We start from the raw sequence: 15,725 nt of genomic DNA on the forward strand, positions 1-15,725 counted from the left end.
ATTATGGCTGAAAAACCTAAAACTCCTGCCACCAAGACTAAACAAGTACCAATAGTGGCTCCTAAGATAGCTCCGGAGGCCGAGGCTTCCAAACCAAAATCTAGTGGTATTTTTAAAGTGTTGTCCATCCTTATCGTACTGTGTATTTTGGTAGCCATAGGTTTTGCTGCCGGAATATATTTAAAAGTGATTGATCTAGAGAAACTTACCCGAGATGCGAATTTATCGCAATACCCGGTAGTTGCTCAGTTTTTTCCCAAAACGAACTTTGAGCCGGTAGAGCTGGAAGAAGATGTGGCTACCAATCAACCAATAGTACCGGGTGATCCCAAACAGGCTCAGCTGCCAGCAACTTCGCTGTTACCGACGCCTCAACTTCCAGGATCTACTATCATTACCAAAGAAGAGTTAGAAAAGCAGGATAAAATTAAGCGTCAAGAAGAAGCTAAGCGCACCTCAAAGTTAGCCCGACTCTATGGAGGAATGAAACCAGAGGCAGCGGTAGCTATTATGAAAGAACTAGATGATCCAACTGTTATCTCTATTTTGGGAAAAATGGAAGAAGAGCAAGTTTCCAAAATTTTAGCCTTATTTGACTCCACGCGTGCTGCTCGCATAACCCAGGATATGCTTAGAGGTCAGCCTCAAGTACCTAGGTTATAGCGTGATAGTGCAAAGCAAACCAGTGAAGGGAGGTGAGAAAAATGAATCTAGCGCTTAATTTGTTCCTAACCAAGGCTGGTTTATTCCAAACGGCGACTAATACTAGCTCAAGCAGCAATTCTAAAAGCGAATCCAAGACTAGCTTTAGCAATGTGCTTAGCAATGCTGTTTCCCAGACGAATGAAATAACTGTCAAAGTGGAGGAACAGGTTACTGCTGGCAATCTTATGAATGCTGTGCTAAACAATGCGTTTAAGGAAAAGGATACTGTTGCCGATGATCAAATGGCAGTTGATTCTAACGAGAATTCTGAGGATGAAACAAACCAGTCTGAAGAAAACGCACTGTTTGCTGAAGACGCATCAATGAACCTGATTAATCCTGTTTTAACCACACAGATATTGTTTGCTATGGCAGAGGCAAATCCACCAGTTGTGAATACCCAGTCTTTGGTGTCTTTAGAACAAGTGCCTACCGCAATAGCGGCACAAGGCATACAAACCCCAGTGTTGCAGCTAGAAACAACGCCAACTGTAAATAGCACAGCCTTAGTACAAGCGGCAACGGGCCTACCAGCCCAGGCGTTGCAGCTAGAAACGACGCCAACTGTAAATAGCACAGCCGTAGCGCAAGCGGCAACAGGCCTGCCAGCTCAGGCGTTGCAGCTAGAAACAACGCTAACTGTAAATAGCACAGCCGTAGCGCAAACGGTAGCAGACCTACCAACCCAGGCGTTGCAGTTAGAAACAACGCCAACTGTAAATGGCACAGCCGTAGCACAAGCGGCAACAGGCCTGCCAACTCAGGCGTTGCAGCTAGAAACAACGCCAATTGTAAATGGCACAGCCGTAGCACAAGCGGCAACAGGCCTATCAACTCAGGCGTTGCAGCTAGAAACAACGCCAACTGTAAATAGCACAGTCGTAGCGCAAGCGGCAACAGGCCTATCAACTCAGGCGTTGCAGCTAGAAACAACGCCAACTGTAAATAGCACAGCCGTAGCGCAAACGGCAGCTGATCTACCAACTCAGGCGTTGCAGCTAGAAACAACGCCAACTGTAAATAGCACAGCCGTAGCGCAAGCGGCAGCAGACCTACCAACCCAGGCATTGCAGATAGACGCTACAGCAGCTGGGATTGGCACAATTCTACCGCAAACAGCAACAAATATACAACAAACCCAAGCCGTGCAGGTAGAAGCAATGCCAACTGCAAATAGCACAATTTTACCGCAAGCGGTAGCAGGACTGCAAGCACAAGCCATAAAAGCAGAAACAACCCAAGATGCTAACGGCAAAGCTAGCAAGCAAGTGCAGCAAACTGGTGAACAAATAGCTATACCGACTGTTGGAACAAACCAGCAGGACAAAGCTTTACAATCAGACCTTAGCGGTCAAAAAGATAATCTAACAGATACCAGTACCTTCAAGGGTACACAAGTTCTATCCCCTGGAAGTAATGAAGTAATGAATTTCTCGGCGTTTACTCAGAATTTAGATGCTGCACTAGTATCTGCAAATGGGTTAACGATGTCAGCTAAAACTACCGAAACTCAATCGCCAACAACTCCTGTTGCTGATGTATATCAAGTCCTTGATCAAATTGTGGAGCAAACAAAAATTATTACCAAACCGCAAAATACTGAAATGATTATGAAACTCAAACCAGAGCATCTTGGAGAACTTACCCTGAAAGTAGCAATTGAAAATGGTGTGGTAAATGCCAGCTTCCATTCTAATAATCCTGAAGTGCGCAGTTTGCTTGAGGCGTCTTTGTCTCAGCTCAAACAAGAATTAGCTAGTACGGGGATTAAAGTGGATAATGTTAGTGTTTATGCTGGCCTTAGCCAATTTCAGCACAATCAGGATCAAAATCAAAACTCGCGCCAGCAGTTAATGAAATTTACTAATAAAAATTCTGCAGATGATTTTGTCGAAGCTATTGATGGTGAATTAACAGGTGGGAATAGTTCTGGAATGGGCTTGCAATCCGGTGTAGATTACCGTATTTAGAAAAAGGAGGTGTTAACATGGCTACTACATATTCAGTTGCTGGCAATAGTCAATCTTCGGCCACTACTAACACAACAACTACCCAAAAAACGAGTGATACTCTTGGTAAAGATGATTTTTTAAAACTACTAATTACCCAATTACAGTACCAGGATCCGATGAATCCAATGGAAGATAAGGAGTTTATTTCGCAAATGGCGCAGTTCACGAGTTTGGAACAAATGAAGAACTTGAACTCGTCGATGCAGATGACGCAGGCCAGCAGCCTGATTGGGATGAAAGTAACTTGGACAAATAGCAGCAATGCTGAAGTAAAGACAGGTGTAGTTAATTCCGTACGGTTAGTAAACGGTGAGCCTAAGTTGGTAATTGGTTCTGATTCCATTGAATTAAGCAAAATAACCGGGGTCGAATTCCCTACGACGGTAAGTACGAATGCCTGATAATCGTATCTATAATTCGTACCAGCCTCTGCCTACGCTTAGTTCATCTGTCCAAGCATCCAACAAAACTAAAGCGAACCCGGTTGCTAATAAAACAACGAATGGTTCTAACTTTAATCAACTGTTACAACAGGAAATAACCGGAGTTAAATTTTCCCAACATGCTTTACAACGCTTAGATAGCCGTAAAATCCAACTTGACAGTACCCAATTAAGCAAACTGAGCCAAGCAGTGGAGAAAGCCGCCCAAAAAGGGGCTAAAGAGTCACTGATCCTGATGAATGATAATTTGGCATTTGTCGTTAGTGTCAAAAATAAGACTGTCATAACAGCTATGGATGGTGCCAACATTAAGGATAATGTATTTACCAATATTGATAGTGCGGTAATTGTTTAGGGCTGGACCTCTTGAGGGAGCCCTCAGGCTGCTGAATGACAGAAGCAGTCACTAAATTAGATATAAATTGGAGGTCATTTTTACTATGATGCGTGCATTATTTTCCGGTGTATCAGGTCTCAAAAACCATCAAACCCGGATGGATGTTATTGGCAATAACATTGCCAACGTTAATACAACTGGGTTTAAGGCCAGTAGAGTTAGCTTTCAGGATGTTTTAAGCCAAACGATACAAGGGGCATCTGCTGCCCAAGGAAATCGCGGCGGCACTAACCCGGTGCAGGTTGGACTGGGTGTCGGTGTGGCTAGTATTGATACTATCTTTACCGATGGAAGTTATCAGTCGACTGGCAAGATGACTGACTTGGCTGTCACAGGTAAAAACTTATTTATTCTCAGCGATGGTACACAAGAATATTATACCAGGGCAGGCAATTTTGATTTTGATGGTAGTGGCATTTATGGTGTCACTGGCACAGGTCTCAAAGTTATGGGCTGGATGGCAAACGCTGCCGGTGAGATAAATGCAACAGGATCGCTTACCGCTATTCAGATTCCGGAAGGAACCTCAATGCCACCCCAAGTATCTACCGAGATTGCCATTGCGAATAACTTGAGTGGAGATGGTAAGGGTATAGCGGCAGGTATTGCTACCGCAGATACGAAAATGAATTTTGAGGGAACGTTGAATGCAAATACGGCTGTGGGTGAAGTAGTGTCATTTCAGGTGCAAACTTATTTGGCAAGTGGCGCACAGGTACCTGTTACCGTTAATTTCAAAAAAACGGGCGAGCCTGGTACTAATACCTGGAGTGTTACAACTGGTGACAGCACAATTGGTGGACAGTCTTTTACGGTAGGGACAGCTATGTCGCCGAGTACACTTTCCATTGACAATGGTAAAGGCGGAACTATGACGGTTGCTGTCGATACCGCTGGTATTATAGCGGGAGCAACTGATGCTTTAAAAGGGAAAACCGATTTGTCTGCAGCAGCCAATGATACTGGAATTAAACTAAGTGGTGTGTTACCTGCGGATGCCCAAGAAGGTGCTGTTGTAGAGACTACTGTTGAGGTTATTGATGGTAATGAACGTGTGCCATATACAATAACGCTTACGAAGACTGCTAATACAACTGAAAATGAATGGAAAGTTACTAAGGCTACTTATACTGATGCTAGCGGTACAGTGCAGGACGTAACTAGTACTATTGCTGTTACTCCTGTTACTGTTCCTGCTACGCCTGCTACGTTTATCGTTGAAGGTGTTAATACTTCTACGATTGCAGTAAATGGATTATCGCTAGACATGTCAGGCATTACAACTGATGCGGCTGATACCGCTAATGCCGCGCTCAATGTGTACGACAGTCTGGGAGGAGCCCATAAAGTTGAATATACTTATACAAAAACCGGTGTGCCAGGTGAATGGAGTGTGTCAGCCAAGGTAGACGGTAAAAATGTTGATGTTACTAACGATAAAATTGCTTTTAATTCCAAGGGTGTCTTAATTTCACCAACTTCGCCTAATGGTGGGCCACAGATTACAGTACCTGGCAGTGCTGGCGCTACCAACTTCCCGGTGACAATGAATCTCTTTTCAGAAGATGGCACTCCGGCTCTTACCCAATATAGTGGCAAATCCACTATTATGGCTACCACTACTGATGGTTATGCGGCCGGTACGCTGAAAAATGTTGTGGCTAATACTTCCGGAGAACTTATTGGTACCTTCAGTAATGAACGGACAATGACGCTGGCTAAGGTGGCCTTGGCTACCTTTAGTAATCCCGGCGGTCTGGAAAAGGCGGGCTCCAACTACTATGTTAAATCGGCTAATTCAGGCGAACGTCGGATTGTTTCTGACGGCGCTTTTGCACCAGGAAGCTTGGAAGGGTCTAATGTTGATTTAGCGGAGCAATTTAGTGATATGATTATTACCCAGCGTGGTTTTCAGGCAAATTCTAAAGATATTACTACTGCTGACGAAATGCTAGAGATAATAGCCAATCTGAAACGATAATCTTAGGGAAAGGTAGCGGGGGGAAGGCCTCCCTTCCGCTACCTGTTTTTTGAAACAATAGTAAGGGGGAGGGATAGATATGATAAAGGTTACAAAACTTAAGTCTCAGGATTGTGATTTTGTAGTGAATGCCGAATTGATTGAAACCATAGAAGAGACACCAGATACAGTAATTACCCTGACTAGCGGCAAGAAGCTGATTGTGGAAGAAGCCATGGATGAGATTGTGCGTAAGGTAATGGATTATCGCCGGGCATTATTCAGAAATATGCGTTAAAATGCAATGCCTTGGGATTGGCGGCAAGATAAGTAATACAAATATTGTATAATGGAGGTGAGACAGTGGCTGAAGAGGAAAAACCCAAAAAGATGTCGATGATGGTAATTATCATCTTGATTGTGGTGGGCTTGATTTTGGCCGGTGGTATTTCGTATTTAATTGCAACCAGAGTTGTATCAGATCAAACGGTTGAGAAAAAAAATTCTCAGCATGAGCCAGGTCAGTTTATTAAGCTCGGTGATGCAAAAGACGGGTTGATTCTCAATATTGGTGGTGTAAATAGTGGACGCTATCTTAAAATTGGCGTTATTGTGGAATTGAAACCAAGTAAAAATACAGCGGCCAAGGAAGGGAAAACGCTCTCACCTGAAGAAATAAAGATACTAGATACTGCTGTTTACGTTTTGCGTTCACAAAAGATCGAAGACTTTGACCCAACTAAGCAAGATCAGTTAAAAGAAATGTTAAAAAATGAAATTAATACAACACTTGGCGAAGATCGTGTATATGATATCTATATCACCAATTTTGTTTTACAGTAGCTTTACATTTATGTTTTTAGTATAATAAAAAACAGCTAGTAGTTAGCTAAGGTGTAGTAACATAACACTTTTTTATGTGAAAGGAGGGGGAGGATTGGCAGGACCCGATGTTTTATCACAATCTGAGATCGACGAACTTTTGTCAGCTTTATCTACAGGTGTTGTAACTGCTGAAGAGATTAAAACCGAAGAAAAACAGCGGAAAATTAAAATATATGATTTTAAACGCCCAGATAAGTTTTCTAAGGATCAAATTCGTACTCTTTATATGCTGCATGAAAACTTTGCGCGTTTGCTTAATACATACCTGTCAGCGCATCTTCGGACACTTATTCATATTGATGTGGCCTCTGTTGACCAACTGACGTATGAGGAGTTTATCCGGTCAATGCCCAACCCCAGTGTTATTAGTATCTTTCAGATGCGACCACTTAAAGGTAATGCAATATTAGAGATAAATCCTAATATTGTACTGGCTATCATTGACCGATTATTTGGCGGTCCAGGGTTACCACCTGCTAAGCCACGTTCCTTGACCGATATTGAGGAAGCGATTATCCGGAAAGTAATTAATAAAGCTATGGAGAACATGCAGGATGCCTGGAAACAGGTTGTAGCGATTGAACCCCGCATGGAGGCTTTAGAGACCAATCCACAGTTTACCCAGATTGTTCCTCCTAATGATATGGTTGTACTTATTACTCTGCAAGCTAAGATTGGCCAGGCTGAAGGTTTGATGAATATTTGCATTCCGTATTTGGTACTTGAGCCGATTATGTCCAAATTGACGACAACCTTCTGGGTGTCTGCTGCCACTGCTAAGCAGGCATCACCGGAAACCATGAATGTATTAAAACGAAAAATTGAAAGAACGCTGATTCCTTTTATAGTTGAGCTTGGGCGGGCCACAGTTACTGTCCATGAACTATTAGATTTAGGTGTGGGTGATGTATTGCAGCTGGAGACAAAAGCGGAAAATGACCTAAGCCTAATGATTGGCAGCCGAGAAAAATTTAAGTGTAAACCAGGTCTTATTGCTAATAGAAATGCAGTACAAATAACTCAAGTAATTTCCCAAGGAGATGATAATAATGAGTGATGGATTCCTGTCCCAGGAAGAAATAGACGCTTTGCTAAGAGGCGAACCAGTTGCAGCCTCGCCATCTCCGGCTGGGCAAGATTTATCTGATATTGAAAAAGATGCTTTAGGTGAGATTGGTAATATATCTATGGGTACTGCTGCTACGACGCTGTCTGTACTTTTAGGCAGACGAGTATCTATTACTACACCTAAGGTTTCGATAACTAGCTTAAATGAAATTAAGCGCCAATATCCGTTGCCGTATTTAGTCATTGAGGTAGGGTATACACAAGGCCTGTTAGGTACCAACATTTTGGCGGTACGCGAGCAGGATGCGTTAATTATCGCCGACTTAATGATGGGGGGGGATGGCACTAATCCGCCAACAGAACTAAATGAACTCTATATGAGTGCTGTTAGTGAATCTATGAATCAAATGATGGGTTCAACGGCAACCTCCATATCGACTATGTTTAAGAAAAAAGTTGATATTGCTCCACCAAAAGTCAATCTGCTTGACTTTGCGGTTGATCCTAATATTGATAGTATCGTTTCTGGTGACGATTCGTTAGTGCGGGTGTCTTTCCGTATGGAAGTAGAGGATCTTATTGACAGTGAGCTTATGCAGATATTGCCTATTAATGTTGCTAGAGAAATGGTTGAAAATCTGTTAAATGCAGTGCAAACACCCACAGCAGCAGCTCCAGCTGCACCGCAGCCAACAGCTGCGCCGCAACCTGCTCCTGCCGCCGCTCAGCCAGCACCCCAACCTAAACAGCAATCAGTGCAAAATGTTGCTGTACAGCCTGTGCAGTTCGCTGCATTAAAACCAGCAGGGATGCCTGGTGTGGATGCTAATATTGGCCTTATTATGGATGTTCCACTACAGATTACGGTTGAACTGGGGCGGACTCGCAAACTAATTCGCGATATTTTAGAATTGACACCAGGTTCAGTAGTTGAATTGGACAAACTTGCGGGAGAACCGGTAGATGTTCTGGTTAATGGTAAACTAATTGCCAAAGGCGAGGTTGTTGTAATTGATGAAAACTTTGGCGTACGGATTACCGATATAATAACTCCTTTGGAACGAGCTAGCCATCTTCAGTAGTAATTCCGAATTTTATTTGAGATAGGGGAGATAAGTTTAATGGCCATTAAAGTTTTAATTGTTGATGATGCCGCTTTTATGAGAATGATGATTAAAGATATTTTATCTAAAAATGGGTATGATGTAGTTGGCGAAGCAGAAAATGGTCTCAAAGCGGTAGAAAAATATCAGGAACTTAAACCGGATTTGACCACTATGGATATTACTATGCCGGAAATGGATGGAATTGCAGCCGTAAAAGAAATTAAAAAGATGGATGCTAGTGCAATCATTATTATGTGTAGCGCAATGGGACAGCAGGCTATGGTTATCGAAGCAATTCAATCAGGTGCCCGTGACTTTATTGTTAAGCCATTCCAGCCTGATCGTGTTTTGGAAGCTGTCCGCAAAGCGGTTGGTTAGTCAGGTGAATTAATAGATGTTTGGTAATTTGCGCGTTAACGGCAGTATCCTAGTATTTGTTAGTTGGTTATTCTTGTTTACAGGTCAGGTATTGGCTGCTGCTGAAACGGGCGAATATTTAAAATATCAGGAGCCTCAACCAGCAACCTCATCTTGGCTTGCAACCAGTGGTTATATTGTATCGTTACTATTAACTTTTTTGTTAGTTCTTGCCCTTGCTTATCTTACTTCGCGGTTTTTAGGACAAAGAATGACTAGCGGTGGTAGATTTGGCAGCGGTAAGGTTTATGCTACATTGTCTTTGGGGCCTAATCGTGCTATCTATGTAATAGAGATAGCAGGCAAGTTTATGGTATTGGGAGTAACCGAGCAAAGTATTACGATGCTCAATGAGATTACCTCTTTATCAGATATTGAGCAACTTAAGGCTACTCAAACTGTCGCTATGCCTCCGGAACAATTCAGCAGTGTTTTTGATCGACAAATTGGTATGCTTAGGCAAATGCAAAAAAAATCCCTTTTTAATTTTACTTCCGACACTCCCGAATTTCGCGAGAAGGAGCAGGATACCGATAGTAGGAAGAGGTAAATAGAGTGTCACAATGGATTAACTATGTGAAATCTTGGCAAAAACATGGTTTGATTTTGACCATAATTATTGTACTAGCTTTTCCAGCTGTAGCTGGAGCCGCGCCGCTGATACCTATTCCCAACATTAATGTTGGTGTGGAACAAGCAAATAGTCCTCAGGATGTTGCGCTTAGCCTGCAAGTTCTGTTAATGTTAACGGTGCTTTCACTGGCACCGTCTATTTTGATTATGATGACTTCATTTACTCGTATAATTATAGTATTGTCATTTTTACGCAGTGCTTTGTCAACTCAGCAGATGCCTCCGAATCAAGTTTTAGTTGGGCTTTCGCTGTTCTTGACCTTTTATACGATGTCTCCCTATTTCGACCAGGTGAATCAAAATGCCTTACAGCCTATGCTGGCTGGGACGATGGATCAACAAACGGCAATGACTGAGGCAGTGAAACCGATGCGTGAATTTATGTTTAAGCAAACTCGTGAAAACGATTTAGCCTTATTTGTAAATTTGTCAGAGATGCCTCGGCCCAATGGACCGGAAGATGTTCCCACAACGGTATTAATTCCTTCTTTTATTATTAGTGAGCTTAAAACTGCTTTTCAGATTGGTTTTTTGATTTATATTCCATTTATTGTTATTGATATGGTCGTGGCTAGTACCCTCATGGCTATGGGGATGATGATGTTGCCGCCGTCAATGATATCATTACCTTTTAAGGTATTATTATTTATATTGGTGGATGGCTGGCATTTGATTACACGGTCATTAGTCAGTAGCTTTATGTAGGGGGGCGCTTATGTCTGGTGATATGGCTATTCAGATTGGTCGTGATGCCTTGACAATGGTTATGCTAGTGTCAGCCCCGATGCTCATTCTGGGGCTGGTTGTTGGTGTTGCGGTCAGCATATTTCAGGCGACAACACAAATACAAGAGCAGTCACTTGCCTTTATCCCTAAAATTATTGCTGTTTTTGTTGCTGTACTTGTTTTTGGTCCATGGATGCTGAGTATATTGATTACCTATACCAGAGACTTGTTTTTGAGTCTGCCTACTATGGTTCGTTAACGGAGAAGATGAGGTAGTTCTACCAATGATAGGTGGTAAGAAAGAGTGGATCTGTTTACTTTATTGCAAAACCAGTTGGGATTTTTCCTGTTGATTTTTGCAAGACTGAGTGGGATATTTTCATCAGCTCCTATTTTTGGTGCTAAAAATGTTCCGTTAATAGTAAAGGCTGGGTTATCATTACTAATATCCTATATTTTGTTACCACTATTAATCCAATCTAACCTTGTTATCCCAGATGCTGTACTCTCCTATATGGCGGTAGTAATTGGTGAATTTTTAATTGGCTTGATTATGGGCTTTGCATGTTCATTTATCTTTTATGGAATACAGATGGCAGGCACCTTATTAGATACACAAATTGGCTTTGGAATGGTTAATGTCATAGATCCTCAATTTGGCCAGCAGGTACCACTTGTTGGCAATTTTAAATATATTTTAGCTATATTAGTGTTTTTGACTAGTAACAGTCATCATCTTTTTTTGTCAGCCATTGTTTACAGTTTTACAAGTATTCCGGTAACTCGCGGATTGTTTCGTCCCGAACTTGCCAATATTGTGGTCGACATGGTTGGAGATATTTTTATCATTGCAATTAAGATTAGTTTACCAGTAGTGGTAGCAATACTGCTTACTGATGTTGCGTTAGGTATTTTGGCCCGTACTATGCCGCAAATGAATATTTTTGTTGTTGGCATGCCGGGCAAAATTATTGTCGGCATTTTTGTACTATCGTTGGCTTTGCCGTTTTATATAGCATTTTTGGAGGTGGTTTTCAGTGGGGGTTTTCATAATATGTACCGCCTCTTGGAAAGCTTTGCCTCAAGTTAAAGATAGTCAGTATAAACTGAATACCTTTGATTTGCAGTTGTTTAATGGCGAAAAAACGGAAGAAGCTACCCCTAAGCGAAAAGCGGATGCTAAGAAAAAGGGGCAAGTGGCCAAAAGTTCTGAGATTAGTTCTGCTTTCGTCATTCTGGCTGCTTTTTATACGCTCAAGTTGGTTGGGGTTGGTGTATATAATGAATTAGCAGGCTACATGACAGCTATTTTGTCTGGTCTGACTACCACAGATTTGACGATTAATGCTGTTCAGTTATTATTCTTTAATGTGGGATTAGTTATGGTAAAGACAGTCTTGCCGATTCTTTTAGTTATTATGGTGATATCAGTGGTTATTAACTTTATGCAAGTAGGAGTCGTTTTTTCAACCGAAGTATTAATGCCGGATTTTAGTAAACTTAATCCGCTATCTGGTTTTGGGCGACTGTTTTCGAAAAGATCACTTGTTGAACTTGCAAAAGCTCTTTTTAAAGTGGGTATTATTGGTTACTTTATTTATCGCTTTGCTATTGTTCAAATAAGTGATATTTCTAAACTAATTAGCATGGAATTAATTGACTCGCTTAGATTAACTGGTTCGTTGATTATGGATTTAGCTTTTCAAATTATTACGGTTATGATGATTTTGGCAATATTTGATTATATTTATCAATGGTGGGAACATAATGAAAGTTTGAAGATGTCTAAGGAAGAAGTTAAACAAGAAATGAAACAAACAGAGGGAGACCCGCAAATAAAAAGTAAAATCAGGGAAAGGCAGCGGGCGATGGCGATGCGGCGAATGATGCAAGAAATTCCCAAAGCCGATGTAGTCGTTACTAACCCTACTCATTTGGCGATTGCCCTTAAATATGAGAAAAGTATGGCAGCTCCGGTAGTTTTGGCTAAAGGTCAGGATTTTTTGGCTGAGCGTATCAAACAAATTGCACGGGATAATAAAGTTGTCGTTGTAGAGAATAAGTCGTTAGCCCGTGCCTTATACCCTGTGGTAGATATTGGCGATGTTATACCTGCTGAGTTATATCAAGCGGTTGCAGAAGTCCTGGCTTATGTATATCGCTTGAAGAAACGCTTGTCCTAGTAGAAGGAGCGATAAAATAGATGGCTGTTATGCGAGAATCCAAACTATTTACAAATCTAGAAAAATATAGTGACGTCATGGTGGCTGTGTTTATTATTACTATTGTCGGAATGATGATTATTCCGCTGCCAACAATGTTACTTGACCTCTTATTGACATTAAATATTACGCTGGCTGTAATTATTGTAATGGTGGCTATTTATAATATTGAGCCTTTAGATTTTTCAGTATTTCCATCATTGCTTTTAATTGCTACCTTATTTCGGTTGGCGCTTAATGTATCTTCTACACGTCTTATTTTGCTTGAGGGCCATGCGGGGGAAGTTATTGCTGCCTTCGGTAATTTTGTAGTTGGTGGTAATGCGGTAGTTGGTTTTATTGTATTTGTTATTTTGATTATCATTCAGTTTATTGTAATCACCAAAGGCGCCGAACGTGTCGCTGAAGTTGCCGCACGTTTTACTTTGGATGCTATGCCTGGTAAACAAATGAGCATTGATGCTGACCTTAATGCCGGGCTCATTTCGGATAAGGACGCGCGTGAACGACGCAGTAATATTCAGCGGGAAGCTGATTTTTATGGTGCGATGGATGGTGCCAGTAAGTTTGTTAAAGGTGATGCCATTGCAGCTATTATTATTATTGTAATTAATATTGTCGGCGGTTTTATTATTGGGATGGTGCAGCGTGACCTGGATGTGTTGCAAGCGCTTCATACCTATACGTTGTTGACTGTAGGTGAAGGTTTGGTTAATCAGATACCGGCGTTATTAATATCTACGGCTACTGGTATAGTGGTAACCAGAGCTGCTTCTGATTCTAATCTAGGCTCAGATCTTACTCGTCAACTTATCAATAATCCCCGCGTATTCTTTATCGCTTGCGGGGTATTATTGCTTTTAGGCTTAATTCCAGGGTTACCTGGTATTCCGTTTTTGACGATCAGCCTGATTACTGGTGTTATTGGTTATGCGCTCGTTAAAACTCAACAAACAGATGTTCAAACAGAAATGTCTCAACAAGAGGAAATCGAAAAAGAAGAGGTCCGTAAGCCCGAAAATATCATTGCTTTGTTACAGGTTGATCCGATGGAATTGGAGATTGGTTATAGTCTTATCCCGCTTGTTGATGTTAGCCAAGGCGGTGACTTACTAGACCGGGTGGTTATGATTCGTCGCCAATGTGCATTAGAACTAGGGCTTATTGTTCCAACAATACGAATTCGTGATAATATTCAGTTGAAACCTAGTATCTATGTAATTAAATTAAAAGGGATTGAAATTGCTAGAGGCGAATTAATGCTAGATCACTTTTTAGCGATGGATTCAGGTGCGGCTTTTGAATCGGTGCCAGGAATTGAGACTGTGGAACCGGCTTTTGGGTTGCCAGCACTGTGGATTCAAGAGACTTATCGTGAGCAAGCTGAGCTTGCGGGTTATACGGTAGTTGACCCGGTGTCTGTTTTGGCAACACATCTTACTGAGATTATCAGAAGCCATGCGGCTGAGATTCTAGGGCGACAAGAAGTACAAACCTTGGTTGAGTCTGTTAAACAAAATAATGCAACTGTAGTCGAGGAATTGACACCTAATCTCTTATCAATTGGTGAAATTCAAAAAATCTTGGGAAATTTGTTACGTGAGAAAATTTCTATTAGAGATTTGGTAACAATCTTTGAGACAGCGGCTGATTATGCTCAATTAACAAAAGATACGGAAATTCTAACTGAGTATGTTCGGCATGCACTTTCTCGCCAAATATCCCGTCAATTTGTAAATAATAATATTTTAACCTGTTTAACGGTTGATCCGCAGTTGGAAAACACAATCGTTAATTCAGTACAGCGCACTGAACAAGGTTCCTATGTTGCATTAGAGCCGAAAGTGGTGCAAGCTGTAATTACTAGTCTTACAAATGAACTTTCTAAGCTTACGAATATGGGTTATCAGCCAGTAGTTCTTACAAATCCGGGAGCTAGGCTATATTTTCGCAAACTTACAGAACGTGTGGCGCCCAATTTAACGGTCTTATCCTATGCTGAAATAGATCCAAAAGCTGAAGTACAGGCACTAGGGATGGTGAAATTGTAAGTTGAAAGTTAAACTATTTACCGCACACAATATGGCAGAAGCAATGGCTCATGTAAAGCAGGATTTAGGACGAGATGCTGTTATCTTGCATACCCGACGGTTTAAAAGAGGGGGAATTTTTGGTTTTTTCGGCAAAGAAATGGTTGAGATTATGGCAGCCATAGATACTGTTCAGACTACCATTGTCGAGAAAAAGCAGCCCATCATTACTACTCCACCTGTAGCCAATACGGATGACACAAAAATATCGGCGTTACAGATGGAAATGGCTACTATGCGAAAAATGATTGAGCAGATGGTATGCCAACTTGGTAAAAATGATAAAGAATTATCACCCCTTATGGACTTATTAATTAAGAATGATATCGATCCGGTGATTGCTGCCAACCTTATTAAAGGATTGCCAGATGAAAACTTGATTGCCGGCAGCGATCATGCGAGTGTTCGTAAGCTTTTAGCTGATCGTATTGTTAATTACTTCCCCAAAATTGATGGAATTGATATAATGCCCTCAAGCTGTAAGACGGTGGCTTTGATCGGTCCGACCGGTGTTGGGAAAACGACGACTATTGCTAAGCTAGCTGCTAATTTTGTTTTAAAAGAGGGATATAAGGTAGCACTTTTGACCGCTGATACATATCGGATTGCAGCTGTTGAGCAGTTAAAAACGTATGGTGATATTATTGGCGTACCCATTGAAATCGTATATTCGCCTGATGAGTTTAAGGCTGCTCTTTGCCGTCATCAGGATAAGGATTTGGTGCTAGTGGATACCGCTGGCCGCAGTCCTAGCAATCAATGCCAATTAACGGAACTCCAGGCATTATTGTCAGTGGATCCAGATATTGAAACACATCTTGTTTTGAGTACTACAACTAAATATCGTGATGTCTTAGAAATAGTAAATAAATTTTCGATTTGTTCTCCACAAAAAATTTTATTTACAAAAGTGGATGAAGCAAGTAATTTGGGAACTATCCTAAATTTGGTATATCATTTTCCGACATCTTTATCATATATGACTACAGGACAAAGTGTTCCAGATGATATTGAGTTAATTAGTTCAACCAAATTAGCGAATATGATTTTGAGGGATTAAA

At 41.3% G+C, this 15,725-nt stretch carries 17 protein-coding genes; all 17 read left to right on the forward strand.

Translation table 11 applies throughout. The features are described 5' to 3' along the window. Positions 1–3: 3 nt before the first annotated feature. The 17 genes from SALPA_RS22805 (at position 4) to flhF (ending at position 15,724) form a co-directional block, all read left to right on the forward strand. Positions 4–663: a MotE family protein gene (locus tag SALPA_RS22805; RefSeq protein ID WP_145099418.1), complete on the forward strand. Its 660-nt coding sequence runs from the start codon at positions 4–6 to the stop codon at positions 661–663. A 41-nt stretch (positions 664–704) separates the two neighbouring features. Beyond that, complete coding sequence (locus tag SALPA_RS22810; protein ID WP_145099421.1) at positions 705–2,675, forward strand: flagellar hook-length control protein FliK; 1,971 nt, start codon at positions 705–707, stop codon at positions 2,673–2,675. A gap of 17 nt (positions 2,676–2,692) precedes the next feature. After that, the gene (flgD, locus tag SALPA_RS22815; protein ID WP_145099424.1) at positions 2,693–3,118 is read left to right on the forward strand and encodes a flagellar hook assembly protein FlgD; all 426 of its coding nucleotides are present in this window, start codon (positions 2,693–2,695) and stop codon (positions 3,116–3,118) included. Further along, positions 3,111–3,515, forward strand: a complete 405-nt coding sequence (locus tag SALPA_RS22820) for a TIGR02530 family flagellar biosynthesis protein (protein ID WP_145099426.1) — start codon at positions 3,111–3,113, stop codon at positions 3,513–3,515. Before flgD ends, SALPA_RS22820 begins: the two co-directional genes overlap by 8 nt. Before the next feature lie 85 nt (positions 3,516–3,600). After that, a complete protein-coding gene (locus tag SALPA_RS22825; protein WP_145099429.1) occupies positions 3,601–5,538 on the forward strand; it encodes a flagellar hook protein FlgE in 1,938 nt (645 codons plus the stop codon). A gap of 79 nt (positions 5,539–5,617) precedes the next feature. Then, the gene (locus SALPA_RS22830) at positions 5,618–5,815 is read left to right on the forward strand and encodes a flagellar FlbD family protein (protein WP_021167586.1); all 198 of its coding nucleotides are present in this window, start codon (positions 5,618–5,620) and stop codon (positions 5,813–5,815) included. Between the two features lie 92 nt (positions 5,816–5,907). Continuing rightward, positions 5,908–6,360: a flagellar basal body-associated FliL family protein gene (gene fliL, locus SALPA_RS22835; protein WP_145102198.1), complete on the forward strand. Its 453-nt coding sequence runs from the start codon at positions 5,908–5,910 to the stop codon at positions 6,358–6,360. Positions 6,361–6,454: 94 nt separating this feature from the next. Beyond that, positions 6,455–7,459, forward strand: coding sequence for a flagellar motor switch protein FliM (gene fliM / locus SALPA_RS22840; RefSeq protein WP_145099432.1), 1,005 nt, complete (start codon positions 6,455–6,457; stop codon positions 7,457–7,459). Beyond that, positions 7,452–8,552 (forward strand): flagellar motor switch phosphatase FliY, encoded by a 1,101-nt coding sequence (fliY, locus tag SALPA_RS22845; protein WP_145099435.1) that lies wholly within the window; start codon positions 7,452–7,454, stop codon positions 8,550–8,552. The genes fliM and fliY overlap by 8 nt, the downstream gene beginning before the upstream one ends. 39 nt (positions 8,553–8,591) lie before the next feature. Continuing rightward, a complete protein-coding gene (locus SALPA_RS22850) occupies positions 8,592–8,954 on the forward strand; it encodes a response regulator (RefSeq protein WP_094607599.1) in 363 nt (120 codons plus the stop codon). Positions 8,955–8,970: 16 nt separating this feature from the next. Beyond that, the gene (gene fliO / locus SALPA_RS22855) at positions 8,971–9,543 is read left to right on the forward strand and encodes a flagellar biosynthetic protein FliO (protein ID WP_145099438.1); all 573 of its coding nucleotides are present in this window, start codon (positions 8,971–8,973) and stop codon (positions 9,541–9,543) included. 50 nt (positions 9,544–9,593) lie between these two features. Further along, positions 9,594–10,331, forward strand: a complete 738-nt coding sequence (gene fliP, locus SALPA_RS22860; protein WP_145102199.1) for a flagellar type III secretion system pore protein FliP — start codon at positions 9,594–9,596, stop codon at positions 10,329–10,331. A gap of 10 nt (positions 10,332–10,341) precedes the next feature. After that, complete coding sequence (gene fliQ, locus SALPA_RS22865) at positions 10,342–10,611, forward strand: flagellar biosynthesis protein FliQ (RefSeq protein WP_145099441.1); 270 nt, start codon at positions 10,342–10,344, stop codon at positions 10,609–10,611. 45 nt (positions 10,612–10,656) lie between these two features. Continuing rightward, positions 10,657–11,442, forward strand: coding sequence for a flagellar biosynthetic protein FliR (gene fliR, locus SALPA_RS22870; RefSeq protein WP_145099444.1), 786 nt, complete (start codon positions 10,657–10,659; stop codon positions 11,440–11,442). Continuing rightward, positions 11,429–12,535: a flagellar biosynthesis protein FlhB gene (flhB, locus tag SALPA_RS22875; protein ID WP_186451307.1), complete on the forward strand. Its 1,107-nt coding sequence runs from the start codon at positions 11,429–11,431 to the stop codon at positions 12,533–12,535. The genes fliR and flhB overlap by 14 nt, the downstream gene beginning before the upstream one ends. A gap of 20 nt (positions 12,536–12,555) precedes the next feature. Then, the gene (gene flhA, locus SALPA_RS22880) at positions 12,556–14,625 is read left to right on the forward strand and encodes a flagellar biosynthesis protein FlhA (protein WP_145099450.1); all 2,070 of its coding nucleotides are present in this window, start codon (positions 12,556–12,558) and stop codon (positions 14,623–14,625) included. A 1-nt stretch (position 14,626) separates the two neighbouring features. After that, a complete protein-coding gene (flhF, locus tag SALPA_RS22885) occupies positions 14,627–15,724 on the forward strand; it encodes a flagellar biosynthesis protein FlhF (RefSeq protein ID WP_145099453.1) in 1,098 nt (365 codons plus the stop codon). Position 15,725: the final 1 nt, after the last annotated feature.

This window comes from Sporomusa sp. KB1, from assembly GCF_007830295.1.
Taxonomy (GTDB): Bacteria; Bacillota; Negativicutes; order Sporomusales; family Sporomusaceae; genus Sporomusa.

Excerpts from the sequence above, each read along its gene's own strand:
- SALPA_RS22820 (WP_145099426.1), top strand. The coding sequence starts at position 3,111 with ATGCCTGATAATCGTATCTATAATTCGTACCAGCCTCTGCCTACGCTT.
- flhA (WP_145099450.1), top strand. The coding sequence starts at position 12,556 with ATGGCTGTTATGCGAGAATCCAAACTATTTACAAATCTAGAAAAATAT.
- SALPA_RS22825 (WP_145099429.1), top strand. The coding sequence starts at position 3,601 with ATGATGCGTGCATTATTTTCCGGTGTATCAGGTCTCAAAAACCATCAA.
- fliO (WP_145099438.1), top strand. The coding sequence starts at position 8,971 with ATGTTTGGTAATTTGCGCGTTAACGGCAGTATCCTAGTATTTGTTAGT.
- fliQ (WP_145099441.1), top strand. The coding sequence starts at position 10,342 with ATGTCTGGTGATATGGCTATTCAGATTGGTCGTGATGCCTTGACAATG.
- SALPA_RS22810 (WP_145099421.1), top strand. The coding sequence starts at position 705 with ATGAATCTAGCGCTTAATTTGTTCCTAACCAAGGCTGGTTTATTCCAA.
- fliY (WP_145099435.1), top strand. The coding sequence starts at position 7,452 with ATGAGTGATGGATTCCTGTCCCAGGAAGAAATAGACGCTTTGCTAAGA.
- SALPA_RS22805 (WP_145099418.1), top strand. The coding sequence starts at position 4 with ATGGCTGAAAAACCTAAAACTCCTGCCACCAAGACTAAACAAGTACCA.
- SALPA_RS22850 (WP_094607599.1), top strand. The coding sequence starts at position 8,592 with ATGGCCATTAAAGTTTTAATTGTTGATGATGCCGCTTTTATGAGAATG.
- flgD (WP_145099424.1), top strand. The coding sequence starts at position 2,693 with ATGGCTACTACATATTCAGTTGCTGGCAATAGTCAATCTTCGGCCACT.
- SALPA_RS22830 (WP_021167586.1), top strand. The coding sequence starts at position 5,618 with ATGATAAAGGTTACAAAACTTAAGTCTCAGGATTGTGATTTTGTAGTG.
- fliL (WP_145102198.1), top strand. The coding sequence starts at position 5,908 with ATGTCGATGATGGTAATTATCATCTTGATTGTGGTGGGCTTGATTTTG.